The organism is Peribacillus sp. NPDC097197 (assembly GCF_050278025.1).
Classification (GTDB): domain Bacteria; phylum Bacillota; class Bacilli; order Bacillales; family DSM-1321; genus Peribacillus.
Map to the genome: position 1 here is coordinate 21,287 of NZ_JBNNST010000021.1, position 12,446 is coordinate 33,732.

General features: G+C 40.6%; 13 protein-coding genes. All 13 read right to left on the bottom strand.

The genetic code is table 11. The features are described 5' to 3' along the window. Nucleotides 1-3: 3 nt before the first annotated feature. Entirely contained in the window at nucleotides 4-345 is a 342-nt protein-coding gene (gene rplV / locus ACQKL6_RS18990; RefSeq protein ID WP_061440384.1) for a 50S ribosomal protein L22, read from the bottom strand. Nucleotides 346-362: 17 nt separating this feature from the next. Continuing rightward, nucleotides 363-641: a 30S ribosomal protein S19 gene (rpsS, locus tag ACQKL6_RS18995; RefSeq protein ID WP_034305018.1), complete on the bottom strand. Its 279-nt coding sequence runs from the start codon at nucleotides 639-641 to the stop codon at nucleotides 363-365. A 60-nt stretch (nucleotides 642-701) separates the two neighbouring features. Next, entirely contained in the window at nucleotides 702-1,532 is an 831-nt protein-coding gene (rplB, locus tag ACQKL6_RS19000; RefSeq protein WP_402875702.1) for a 50S ribosomal protein L2, read from the bottom strand. Between the two features lie 26 nt (nucleotides 1,533-1,558). Continuing rightward, nucleotides 1,559-1,843, bottom strand: coding sequence for a 50S ribosomal protein L23 (gene rplW / locus ACQKL6_RS19005; protein ID WP_402875704.1), 285 nt, complete (start codon nucleotides 1,841-1,843; stop codon nucleotides 1,559-1,561). Further along, nucleotides 1,843-2,466: a 50S ribosomal protein L4 gene (rplD, locus tag ACQKL6_RS19010; protein WP_402875706.1), complete on the bottom strand. Its 624-nt coding sequence runs from the start codon at nucleotides 2,464-2,466 to the stop codon at nucleotides 1,843-1,845. The genes rplW and rplD overlap by 1 nt, the downstream gene beginning before the upstream one ends. A 25-nt stretch (nucleotides 2,467-2,491) precedes the next feature. Further along, the gene (gene rplC / locus ACQKL6_RS19015; protein WP_402875708.1) at nucleotides 2,492-3,121 is read right to left on the bottom strand and encodes a 50S ribosomal protein L3; all 630 of its coding nucleotides are present in this window, start codon (nucleotides 3,119-3,121) and stop codon (nucleotides 2,492-2,494) included. A gap of 39 nt (nucleotides 3,122-3,160) precedes the next feature. Then, on the bottom strand, nucleotides 3,161-3,469 hold the full coding sequence (gene rpsJ, locus ACQKL6_RS19020; RefSeq protein WP_402875709.1) for a 30S ribosomal protein S10: 309 nt from the start codon (nucleotides 3,467-3,469) through the stop codon (nucleotides 3,161-3,163). Nucleotides 3,470-3,826: 357 nt separating this feature from the next. Continuing rightward, nucleotides 3,827-5,014, bottom strand: coding sequence for an elongation factor Tu (tuf, locus tag ACQKL6_RS19025; RefSeq protein WP_402875712.1), 1,188 nt, complete (start codon nucleotides 5,012-5,014; stop codon nucleotides 3,827-3,829). A gap of 119 nt (nucleotides 5,015-5,133) precedes the next feature. Continuing rightward, nucleotides 5,134-7,212: an elongation factor G gene (gene fusA, locus ACQKL6_RS19030; protein ID WP_402875714.1), complete on the bottom strand. Its 2,079-nt coding sequence runs from the start codon at nucleotides 7,210-7,212 to the stop codon at nucleotides 5,134-5,136. 44 nt (nucleotides 7,213-7,256) lie between these two features. Continuing rightward, entirely contained in the window at nucleotides 7,257-7,727 is a 471-nt protein-coding gene (gene rpsG, locus ACQKL6_RS19035) for a 30S ribosomal protein S7 (protein WP_402875716.1), read from the bottom strand. A gap of 21 nt (nucleotides 7,728-7,748) precedes the next feature. Next, on the bottom strand, nucleotides 7,749-8,171 hold the full coding sequence (gene rpsL / locus ACQKL6_RS19040) for a 30S ribosomal protein S12 (protein ID WP_402875717.1): 423 nt from the start codon (nucleotides 8,169-8,171) through the stop codon (nucleotides 7,749-7,751). 104 nt (nucleotides 8,172-8,275) lie between these two features. Then, nucleotides 8,276-8,524 carry a 50S ribosomal protein L7ae-like protein gene (locus ACQKL6_RS19045; RefSeq protein WP_402875719.1) on the bottom strand — a complete coding sequence of 83 codons (249 nt, stop codon included), beginning with the start codon at nucleotides 8,522-8,524 and terminating at the stop codon, nucleotides 8,276-8,278. A gap of 292 nt (nucleotides 8,525-8,816) precedes the next feature. Continuing rightward, on the bottom strand, nucleotides 8,817-12,410 hold the full coding sequence (gene rpoC, locus ACQKL6_RS19050) for a DNA-directed RNA polymerase subunit beta' (protein WP_402875721.1): 3,594 nt from the start codon (nucleotides 12,408-12,410) through the stop codon (nucleotides 8,817-8,819). Between the last annotated feature and the right edge of the window lie 36 nt (nucleotides 12,411-12,446).

A 12,446-nucleotide genomic window follows, 5' to 3' on the forward strand; every position in this document is an offset into this window, starting at 1 on the left:
AGATTACCCCTCCTTCTTTTCTGATACAACGATTGTAATATGACTAGTACGTTTGTTAATTGCACTCGCACGACCTTGAGCGCGAGGACGGAAACGTTTTAATGTTGGTCCTTCGTTAACGTATGCCTCTGAAACGACTAGGTTATTGATATCCATTTCGTAGTTATGTTCTGCATTTGCGATAGCAGATTTCAGAATTTTTTCTACGACTGGAGAAGCAGATTTTGGTGTTAAGCGAAGAATCGCTACTGCTTCACCTACTTGTTTTCCTCGAATTAAGTCTGCGACTAAACGCACTTTACGAGGAGCAATACGAACTGTTCTAGCGACAGCTTTTGCTTGCATGAGATGCCCTCCTCTCATTAACGTCTTGTTTTCTTGTCATCACTTGCGTGACCTTTATAAGTGCGTGTAGGCGCGAATTCGCCTAGTTTGTGACCTACCATGTCTTCTGTTACATAAACCGGCACATGCTTACGACCGTCATAAACAGCGATTGTATGTCCGATGAATTGCGGGAAGATTGTTGAGCGACGAGACCAAGTTTTTACTACCTGTTTCTTGTCTGCTTCATTTAATTTTTCAACTTTTACCAATAAATGATCATCAACAAAAGGCCCTTTTTTTAAGCTACGACCCATGCGAGTACCTCCCTTCGTGATCGTTCTACGGTCCGATTAATGAACCGTAGCTCAACCCCGTTATTTTTTACGACGACGAACGATAAATTTATCGGATTTATTTTTCTTCTTACGTGTTTTGAATCCAAGAGTTGGTTTACCCCAAGGAGACATTGGTGATTTACGTCCGATTGGTGCTTTACCTTCACCACCACCGTGTGGGTGATCATTCGGGTTCATTACTGATCCACGTACAGTTGGGCGTTTACCTAACCAACGATTACGACCAGCTTTACCAATGTTGATAAGTTCATGTTGTTCGTTACCAACTTGACCGATTGTAGCACGGCAAGTAGCAAGAATCATACGAACCTCACCGGAATTTAAACGTACAAGAACATAACGACCTTCTTTACCAAGTACTTGTGCAGATGTACCTGCAGAACGGACTAATTGTCCACCTTTTCCTGGTTTTAATTCGATGTTATGAATTACTGTACCAACTGGGATGTTAATTAGAGGAAGTGCGTTACCCACTTTAATATCGGCTTCTGGGCCAGACATAACTTCCAAACCTACTTCTAGGTTTTTAGGAGCTAGGATATAACGTTTTTCTCCATCAACGTAATTAATTAATGCAATGTTTGCAGAACGATTTGGATCGTACTCAATAGTAGCAACGCGTCCTGGTATACCATCTTTATTCCGTTTGAAATCGATGATACGGTATTGACGCTTGTGGCCGCCACCTTGATGACGAACTGTTAACTTACCTTGGTTATTACGGCCGCCTTTATTGTGTAAAGGAGCAAGTAATGATTTTTCGGGTTTGTCTGTAGTAATCTCAGCAAAATCCGAAGTTGTCATATTACGTCGACCGTTAGAGGTAGGTTTATACTTCTTAATCGCCATTTGTATTTCCCTCCTTCTCTAATGAATTAAGCTTCGAATAGCTCGATTTCTTTGCTGTCAGCAGTTAATTTAACAATAGCTTTACGGCGCTTGTTAGTATAGCCTGCATGTTTGCCCATGCGTTTGAATTTACCTTTGTAGTTCATGATATTTACCTTTTCAACTTTTACGCCGAAAACTTCTTGAACCGCATCTTTAACTTGAGTTTTGTTAGCTCTAACATCAACTTCAAAAGTATACTTCTTTTCAGCCATAGCGTCTGAAGAAGCTTCTGTGATTACGGGGCGCTTAATGATATCGCGTGCATCCATTATGCAAGCACCTCCTCTACTTTTTCGACAGCTGATTTAGTCAAGATCAATTTGTTGTGTGAAACAACATCAAGAACATTAAGACCAACAGCTTCAACCACAGTAACACCTGGGATGTTACGTGCAGAAAGAGCAACCTTCTCATCTAAACCGTCAGTAACGATCAACGTTTTAGTATCTACAGAAAGATTTTTTAGTACAGCTACAAATTCTTTCGTTTTTGGAGCTTCGAAAGTCAAGCTTTCAAGTACTAAGATGTTTTCTTCCAATGCCTTTGCAGACAATGCAGATTTAATAGCTAAGCGACGTACCTTTTTAGGCAACTTGTAAGAGTATGATCTTGGAGTTGGTCCAAAAACGATACCACCGCCACGCCATTGTGGAGAACGGATAGAACCTTGACGCGCACGTCCAGTTCCTTTTTGTTTCCAAGGTTTACGTCCACCGCCTGCAACTTCAGAACGGTTTTTAACTTTATGAGTTCCTTGACGTAAGGAAGCTCGTTGCATGATGATTGCTTCAAATAATACATGATTATTAGGTTCGATACCAAAGATGGATTCGTTTAGCTCGATGTCGCCAACTTGTGAACCTGTTTGGTTGAACAATGTAACTTTTGGCATTCTATTGCTCCTCCTTTCTCAGAAATTACTTTGCTTTAACAGCAGTTTTAACTTTGATCAGCGCTTTTCTAGCACCAGGTACATTACCTTTGACCAATAGTAGATTACGTTCAACATCAACTTTAACGATAGCTAAGTTTTGAACAGTAACTTGTTCCCCACCCATACGTCCTGGTAATAGTTTACCTTTGAATACGCGGTTTGGAGCAACAGGACCCATTGAACCTGGGCGACGGTGGTAACGAGAACCATGAGTCATCGGTCCGCGAGATTGTCCGTGGCGTTTAATAGCACCTTGGAAACCTTTACCTTTTGAAATTCCTATTACATCTACTAAATCGCCTTCAGCGAAAATACTAACATTGACTTCTTGACCGATCTCGTATGAAGCAAGATCCGTTCCGCGGAATTCGCGAATGAAGCGCTTAGGAGTAGTATTTGCTTTTTCAACGTGTCCCTTTTCAGGTTTGTTAGAAAGCTTTTCGCGTTTGTTTTCAAAACCAACTTGAATTGCTTCATAACCGTCAGTTTCAACAGTTTTCTTTTGAAGTACTACATTGTTAGCAGCTTCGATTACTGTTACCGGGATAAGTTCGCCATTTTCAGCAAAAACTTGAGTCATACCGATTTTTCTTCCTAAGATTCCTTTGGTCATAAGTCACACCTCCTAGAGTAATTGTTCTTATTATATAAATTATAATTTAATTTCGATGTCAACGCCTGACGGTAAATCTAAACGCATCAATGAATCAACTGTTTGCGGAGTTGGATTAACGATATCGATTAGACGTTTATGCGTACGCATTTCGAATTGTTCGCGAGAGTCTTTGTATTTATGAACCGCACGAAGGACCGTATAGATAGATCTTTCAGTTGGCAATGGAATTGGACCAGCAACAGTCGCACCAGAACGTTTTGCAGTTTCAACAATTTTCTCAGCAGATTGATCAAGGATTCTGTGATCATATGCTTTCAAACGAATACGAATTTTTTGTTTTGCCATAATTTTCCCTCCTTTTCGCCTATTTTATAAAATAGACCTTCTCAATGGAAATTTCCCACACACTCGCCATGGCAAAGCGGCCGGGTGTGTCAGCAACCTTCCATATCATCGCAGTCAAAGACCAACATTGTCTATTATACATAACACACAAGTTAAATGCAAGTTAAACTTAAATCTTTCTTGTGCAACACACTTTTATTATTATACATACAATCTTTAGGATTTACAAGTAGATTCTATATCTCTATTTCTAACCAGTTTCTTCTATTATAATCCTAAAGGCAAAAAAAAGAAGCAGACGGCGTCCCATCTGCTTCTTCCGGAAGGCGTCCCTTCCAATATTCGATTTAGAATCGATTATTCTTGGATTGTAGCAACTACACCAGCGCCTACAGTACGTCCACCCTCACGGATAGAGAATTTAGTACCTTCTTCGATAGCGATAGGAGCGATAAGTTCTACTGACATTTCAATGTTATCTCCAGGCATAACCATTTCTACGCCTTCAGGAAGGTTACAAATACCAGTTACGTCAGTTGTACGGAAGTAGAACTGCGGACGGTAGTTTGTGAAGAATGGAGTATGACGTCCACCTTCTTCTTTAGAAAGAACATAAACTTCAGCTTTGAATTTGCTGTGTGGAGTGATTGTATTTGGCTTAGCAAGTACTTGTCCACGTTGGATATCTTCACGAGCAACACCACGAAGTAGAGCTCCGATGTTGTCACCAGCTTCAGCATAATCAAGAAGTTTACGGAACATTTCAACACCAGTTACAGTTGTTGGTTTTGCTTCGTCGTTGAAACCGATGATGTCTACAACGTCACCGACTTTAACTTGTCCACGTTCAACACGTCCTGTAGCAACTGTTCCACGACCAGTGATTGAGAATACATCCTCAACTGGCATCATGAATGGTTTGTCAGTGTCACGAGTTGGTTCTGGAATGTACTCGTCAACAGCAGCCATTAATTCATGAATTTTTTCTTCCCAAGCAGCATCTCCTTCAAGAGCTTTAAGAGCAGAACCTTTGATAACTGGAACGTCATCGCCAGGGAAATCGTATTCAGAAAGAAGATCACGAATTTCCATTTCTACTAATTCAAGAAGTTCTTCGTCATCAACCATGTCGCATTTGTTCATGAATACAACTAGGAAAGGAACACCAACTTGTTTAGAAAGAAGGATGTGCTCACGAGTTTGAGGCATTGGGCCATCAGCAGCAGAAACTACTAAGATACCACCATCCATTTGTGCAGCACCAGTGATCATGTTTTTAACATAGTCAGCATGTCCTGGGCAGTCAACGTGTGCATAGTGACGAGTAGCTGTTTCGTACTCAACGTGTGCAGTAGAGATTGTGATACCACGTTCTCTTTCTTCTGGCGCACCATCAATTTGGTCATACGCGCGTGCTTCTGCTCCACCAGCTTTAGCAAGTACAGTAGTGATTGCAGCAGTTAGAGTTGTTTTACCATGGTCAACGTGTCCAATTGTTCCAACGTTAACATGCGGTTTTGAACGATCATATTTAGCTTTTCCCATTAGGAATTCCTCCTTAAAAATATAAAAATAGTTTAAGTATATAAGGGCTGTGAAAGAAGATAAATTCTTCCAACACAGCTTACATAAGTAGTTATACTTTAATAAGAGATGAAAATCAATTATTCACCTTTATTTTTTTTGATGATTTCTTCAGAAATGCTCTTAGGTACTTCTTCATAGTGATCGAAGTGCATAGAGAATGTTCCGCGTCCTTGAGTGTTTGAACGTAATGAAGTTGCATAACCGAACATTTCGGATAGTGGAACCATCGCTTTAACCATTTGAGTGTTTCCGCGAGCTTCCAAACCTTCTACGCGTCCACGACGAGATGTAATATCTCCCATGATATCGCCTAGGTAATCTTCAGGGATTACAACTTCCACTTTCATGATAGGTTCAAGGATAACCGGCTTACATTTTGAAGCAGCATTTTTAAGCGCCATTGATGCAGCGATTTTAAATGCCATTTCATTGGAGTCAACGTCATGGTAAGATCCGTCGAATAATTTTGCTTTAATATCAACTAATGGGTAACCAGCAAGTACTCCACGGTCAAGTGAATCAACTAATCCAGCTTGTACTGCAGGAATATACTCACGAGGTACTACACCACCGACGATAGCATTTTCAAATTCGAATCCTTTACCTTCTTCGTTTGGTCCAAATTCAATCCAAACGTGTCCGAATTGTCCACGTCCACCAGATTGACGAACGAATTTACCTTCAACTTTAGCTGAACCACGGAAAGTTTCACGGTAAGCAACTTGAGGAGCACCTACGTTAGCTTCCACTCTGAATTCACGACGCATACGGTCAACAAGTATGTCCAAGTGAAGTTCGCCCATACCAGCGATAATTGTTTGACCAGTTTCTTGGTCAGTATGCGCACGGAATGTTGGATCTTCGTCTTGAAGCTTTTGTAAAGCTTGAGACATTTTGTCTTGGTCTGCTTTCGATTTTGGTTCAACAGAAAGTGAGATAACTGGTTCTGGGAATACCATTGATTCAAGGATAACTTGATCCTTATCATCACATAGTGTATCACCAGTAGTCGTATCTTTCAAACCAACAGCTGCAGCGATATCCCCAGCATATACTGTAGAAATCTCTTCACGGCTGTTTGCATGCATTTGAAGGATACGTCCAATACGTTCACGTTTACCTTTTGTTGAGTTGATTACATATGATCCAGATTCTAATGTACCAGAGTACACACGGAAGAATGTAAGCTTACCAACATAAGGGTCTGTCATAACTTTAAACGCTAAAGCAGAGAACGGTTCAGAATCATCTGAGTGACGTTCTACTTCTTCTTCAGTATCCGGAAGAGTACCTTTGATTGCAGGTACGTCTAATGGAGATGGAAGGAAGTCAATAACGTTATCAAGCATTAATTGAACACCTTTATTTTTGAACGCTGAACCACAGATAACTGGGAAGAATTCAACATTAACGGTTGCAGTACGGATAGCAGCTTTTAATTCAGCAATGCTGATTTCTTCGCCACCAAGGTATTTTTCCATTAAGTCTTCATTAACTTCAGCCACCGCTTCGATTAATTTCTCACGGTACTCTTCAGCTAATTCAAGGTGTTCTGCAGGAATTTCACCAACAGTGATATCAGTTCCTAAATCATTTGAGTAGAAATGAGCTTTCATTTCAATTAAGTCAATGATAGCGGAAAAATTATCTTCAGCACCAATTGGTAATTGGACCGGGTGAGCGTTTGCTTGCAAACGATCGTGGATAGTTCCTACTGAATAAAGGAAATCCGCACCGATTTTGTCCATTTTGTTAACGAATACGACACGTGGTACACCGTATGTTGTAGCTTGGCGCCAAACTGTTTCAGTTTGAGGCTCAACACCTGATTGGGCATCAAGTACAGCTACAGCTCCATCAAGTACACGTAGAGAACGTTCAACTTCAACTGTGAAGTCTACGTGTCCCGGTGTATCAATGATGTTTACGCGGTGACCTTTCCACTGTGCAGTTGTTGCAGCGGATGTGATCGTGATTCCACGTTCTTGTTCTTGCTCCATCCAGTCCATTTGTGAAGCACCTTCGTGTGTTTCACCAATTTTGTGGATTTTACCAGTATAGTAAAGAACGCGTTCTGTTGTAGTCGTTTTACCAGCATCAATATGTGCCATGATACCGATATTACGAGTATTTGCTAAGGAGAACTCTCTTGCCATTTGTCTTTCTCCTTCCTATTATAAGGATTTTATTGTTATTGATCTTACCAGCGATAGTGAGCAAATGCTTTGTTAGCTTCTGCCATTTTGTGCGTATCTTCACGTTTCTTAACAGCTGCTCCAGTGTTGTTTGCAGCATCCATGATTTCGAAAGCTAAACGCTCTTCCATCGTTTTTTCTCCACGAAGGCGAGAGTAGTTTACTAACCAACGAAGACCTAGAGTTGATTTACGGTCTGGACGTACCTCAACTGGTACTTGGTAGTTAGCTCCACCCACACGGCGTGCTTTTACTTCTAATACAGGCATGATGTTTTTAAGTGCTTGATCAAACACTTCGATTGGCTCATTGCCAGTACGTTCTTTAATTAACTCAAATGCAGAGTAAAGTATTTTTTGTGATTTTCCTCTTTGTCCATCAACCATTAATTTGTTGATTAAGCGAGTCACAAGTTTAGATTTATAAATTGGATCTGGTAATACATCTCTTTTTGTTACGGGTCCTTTACGAGGCATTATATTTCCTCCTTTCTCGGATTATTTTTTTGCTGCTTTCGGACGCTTAGTACCGTATTTAGAACGGCTTTGCATACGATTGTTAACTCCTGCTGTATCAAGAGCACCACGTACGATATGGTAACGTACCCCTGGTAAATCCTTTACACGTCCACCGCGGATTAGTACCACGCTGTGTTCTTGTAAGTTGTGACCGATACCTGGGATATAAGCTGTTACCTCGATACCGTTAGTTAAACGTACACGCGCATATTTACGTAAAGCGGAGTTTGGTTTTTTCGGTGTCATAGTTCCCACACGAGTACAAACACCACGTTTTTGCGGAGATGATACGTTAGTTTGTGCTTTCTTAAAGCTGTTGTAGCCTTTGTTAAGTGCTGGAGAGTTAGATTTAACCTCTTTAGACTCGCGTCCTTTACGCACTAATTGATTAATAGTAGGCATTACATTTTTCCTCCCTTCGCAATTTCATGTCTAGTACCACACATCCAGGTGGTTCATAAATGGGTAAAAACAAAGTCCTTGCAAATAGTATTGCAAAAACATTTTTACTTTTTAATGGCAACAGTTGCTGCTCCGACATCAATACCACATGCTTTTCCAAGCATTTTCATCGAATCAACATATGTGATAGGAACATCCACTAGTTTAGCGGTCTCAACAACACGCCCAGTCAAGTATATATCTGCATCATCAGCGATGATAACTTCTTGAATTAAATTGTTCTTCAAAGCTCTAACTGTTTGTTTCGTTCCTATAACCACTGACTTTGCCTGTATTACTTTTTCATAAGACATGGTCCATATCCTCCAAAGTTACAGGGTAACATAGGAGCACCTTTGCTATAGTATCATTTTTAGTCAGATGCTGTCAACTTGTTTCAAAAAATTATTTAAGCAAAAGGTTTTCCAGTTAAATCATTCTATAGGTTTTTAAGTCTACCAAATTGGTTCTATCATAACTAATTTTTAACTGATTACTCTTTATTAATAAAAAGAAACCAGCTCATTTAATCCGAACCTCAATCCCCCATTATCGTTAGGGGGATCAAGTTCTTCAGTATTTATATGAGCTGGGTCTAATTATCCTTTAGTCAACCGATACTGTCTCAGGATTCTCTACGACAACAGGGTTAGCTTTTCTGTAGCGAGGCATACCTGTTCCAGCTGGAACAAGTTTACCGATGATAACATTTTCTTTCAGTCCAAGCAATTCGTCGCGTTTTCCTTTAATTGCTGCATCAGTCAATACTCTAGTTGTTTCTTGGAATGATGCTGCAGACAAGAAGGAATCCGTTTCAAGTGATGCTTTTGTAATTCCTAGTAATACAGGACGACCTGTAGCAGGTAGCTTGCTGGTTAGCAATGCGTTTGTGTTTGCCACGGTGAACTGGTTAACATCCAATAGCGTACCTGGAAGAACTTCAGTTTCCCCTGCATCAAGAACACGAACTTTACGCATCATTTGTCTAACCATAACCTCGATATGTTTATCGCCGATTTCTACCCCTTGCATCCGGTATACTTTCTGTACTTCATGAAGTAAGTATTCCTGAACAGTAAGAACATCCGTAACTTTCAACAATTCTTTAGGATCGATAGAACCCTCTGTTAACTCCTCGCCTCGACGAACGAAAGTATCAACAGACACTCTTAAACGCGCTGTGTATGGCGCTGTATAAGTACGTGATTCAACCGCACCTTGGACCACGATTTCTTGTTGTTTATCGCGGATTTCATTGATTGAAACGATAGTTCCCTCAATTTCAGAAATAACTGCTTGACCTTTAGGGTTCCTCGCTTCAAATATTTCTTGGATACGAGGTAAACCTTGAGTAATATCGTCTCCGGCAACCCCACCTGTATGGAATGTACGCATTGTTAACTGAGTACCAGGTTCACCGATTGATTGGGCAGCAATGATACCAACTGCTTCTCCCACTTCAACTTCCTGACCGGTAGCCAAGTTACGTCCGTAACATTTCTTACATACACCATGACTGGTGTTACATGTAAAGGCAGAGCGAATCCATGCAGTTTCAATACCTAGAGATGCAATATAAGCTGCTAGATCCTCAGTGATAAGGTCATTTTCAGCCACAATTACTTCATCTGTTTCTGGATGTCTAATGGCTTTTCTTGCATATCGGCCAATTAAACGTTCTTCAAGATGCTCGATTATTTCTGTTCCCTCTCTCAAGGCAGAAATTTTCAAGCCGCGGTCTGTTCCACAGTCATCATCACGGATGATAACATCTTGGGCTACGTCTACTAGACGACGTGTAAGGTAACCAGAATCGGCAGTTTTAAGGGCTGTATCGGCAAGACCTTTACGAGCACCATGTGTAGAGATAAAGTACTCTAACACTGTTAAACCTTCACGGAAACTTGATTTGATCGGTAATTCGATGATACGTCCAGCCGGGTTGGCCATCAGTCCACGCATACCCGCAAGCTGCGTGAAGTTGGAAGCATTACCACGGGCACCGGAGTCACTCATCATGAAGATCGGATTGCGTCGGTCAAGAGATTTCATCAGTTTAGACTGAATAGTATCTTTTGCTGCGCTCCAGATCGAAATGACGCGATCATAACGCTCATCTTCGGTAATTAGACCACGTCTAAATTGTTTTAGGACGTTATCCACTTTTGTTTGAGCTTCCGTAATGATTTCTTGTTTTTCTTTTAATACAACAATATCAGCTACACCAACAGTGATACCTGCTTTTGTCGAATATTTGAATCCAAGATTTTTCATCCGGTCAAGCATTTTAGATGTTTCGGTGATTTTGAAACGTTTAAACACTTCCGCAATGATATTACCAAGAATTTTCTTCTTGAATGGATCAATAGCTGGTTGTGCTTTAATCAATTCAGGGATATTAGCGCCTTTTTCCACGAAATATTTCTCTGGAGTTTTAGTTTCCAAGTTATAACGTGTAGGTTCGTTAATATATGGGAATGATTTTGGCAAAATTTCATTAAAGACCAATTTACCAACGGTAGTGATTAGAAGCTGGCTGTTTTGTTCTTCCGTGAACGTTTCATTATTCAGTGATGATGCATGCACTGCGCAACGAGAATGTAAGTGAACATAACCATTTTGGTATGCAAGCAACGCTTCACTAGTATCTTTAAAGATCATACCTTCACCGATAGCGCCTTCTCTTTCTAATGTTAGGTAGTAGTTACCTAATACCATATCTTGAGAAGGAGTAACGACTGGTTTTCCATCTTTAGGATTCAAGATGTTCTGGGCAGCAAGCATTAGCATACGTGCTTCAGCTTGAGCTTCAGAAGATAAAGGAACGTGGACGGCCATTTGGTCACCATCAAAGTCAGCGTTATATGCTGTACATACTAACGGATGCAAACGAATTGCACGGCCTTCAACCAATGTTGGCTCAAACGCTTGAATACCAAGTCTATGAAGAGTTGGTGCACGGTTAAGTAATACTGGATGCTCCCTAATGACTTCTTCAAGTACATCCCAAATCTCAGGAGATAGTCGTTCAATTTTTCGTTTTGCAGATTTGATGTTATGAGCTAATCCTCTTTGAACGAGTTCCTTCATAACGAATGGTTTGAATAATTCAATCGCCATCTCTTTCGGCAGACCACATTGGTACATTTTCAGGTTAGGACCAACTACGATTACAGAACGACCAGAGTAATCGACACGTTTACCAAGAAGGTTCTGACGGAAACGACCTTGTTTACCTTTTAACATGTGTGATAAAGATTTCAATGGGCGGTTACCCGGGCCAGTTACTGGGCGACCACGACGTCCATTATCGATTAAAGCGTCAACGGCTTCTTGAAGCATACGCTTTTCATTTTGGACGATAATGCTTGGAGCGCCAAGATCAAGCAATCTTTTCAAACGATTGTTACGGTTAATAACACGACGATATAGATCATTTAAGTCAGATGTCGCAAAACGACCGCCATCTAATTGAACCATTGGACGAAGTTCTGGTGGTATAACTGGAAGCACATCAAGAATCATCCATGAAGGCTCGTTACCAGAATTACGGAAGGCTTCTAATACTTCCAAGCGTTTGATTGCACGAGTTCTACGTTGTCCTTGAGCTGTCTTAAGCTCTTCTTTCAACGTTTCTACTTCTTTTTCCGTATCAATGTCTTGTAAAAGTTTTTTAATAGCTTCCGCACCCATTGCAGCTTGGAACTTCTTACCGTATTTTTCACGGTATGTACGATATTCTTTTTCAGAAAGAAGTTGTTTCTTTTCTAAAGTTGTATCGCCAGTTTCAGTTACCACATAAGATGCGAAGTAAATAACTTCTTCTAATGCCCGTGGAGACATATCCAGGACAAGACCCATACGACTCGGAATTCCTTTGAAATACCAAATATGTGAAACTGGTGCTGCCAGCTCAATATGACCCATTCGTTCACGACGGACTTTAGCACGCGTGACTTCAACCCCACAACGGTCACAAACTACGCCTTTATAACGAACACGTTTATATTTACCACAGTGACATTCCCAGTCCTTTTGAGGTCCGAAAATTCTCTCACAGAATAAACCGTCTTTTTCTGGTTTTAACGTACGATAGTTGATTGTTTCTGGTTTTTTAACTTCCCCATGAGACCAAGAACGAATCTTGTCTGGTGAAGCAAGACCAATTTTCATATACTCAAAATTATTAACATCTAACAAGGGGCCTACCTCCCTTTTAATCTCCAGGTTTTACCC

Coding starts and splice junctions, on each gene's coding strand:
- rplV (WP_061440384.1), bottom strand. CDS start 345: ATGCAAGCAAAAGCTGTCGCTAGAACAGTTCGTATTGCTCCTCGTAAA.
- rpsS (WP_034305018.1), bottom strand. CDS start 641: ATGGGTCGTAGCTTAAAAAAAGGGCCTTTTGTTGATGATCATTTATTG.
- rplB (WP_402875702.1), bottom strand. CDS start 1,532: ATGGCGATTAAGAAGTATAAACCTACCTCTAACGGTCGACGTAATATG.
- rplW (WP_402875704.1), bottom strand. CDS start 1,843: ATGGATGCACGCGATATCATTAAGCGCCCCGTAATCACAGAAGCTTCT.
- rplD (WP_402875706.1), bottom strand. CDS start 2,466: ATGCCAAAAGTTACATTGTTCAACCAAACAGGTTCACAAGTTGGCGAC.
- rplC (WP_402875708.1), bottom strand. CDS start 3,121: ATGACCAAAGGAATCTTAGGAAGAAAAATCGGTATGACTCAAGTTTTT.
- rpsJ (WP_402875709.1), bottom strand. CDS start 3,469: ATGGCAAAACAAAAAATTCGTATTCGTTTGAAAGCATATGATCACAGA.
- tuf (WP_402875712.1), bottom strand. CDS start 5,014: ATGGGAAAAGCTAAATATGATCGTTCAAAACCGCATGTTAACGTTGGA.
- fusA (WP_402875714.1), bottom strand. CDS start 7,212: ATGGCAAGAGAGTTCTCCTTAGCAAATACTCGTAATATCGGTATCATG.
- rpsG (WP_402875716.1), bottom strand. CDS start 7,727: ATGCCTCGTAAAGGACCCGTAACAAAAAGAGATGTATTACCAGATCCA.
- rpsL (WP_402875717.1), bottom strand. CDS start 8,171: ATGCCTACTATTAATCAATTAGTGCGTAAAGGACGCGAGTCTAAAGAG.
- ACQKL6_RS19045 (WP_402875719.1), bottom strand. CDS start 8,524: ATGTCTTATGAAAAAGTAATACAGGCAAAGTCAGTGGTTATAGGAACG.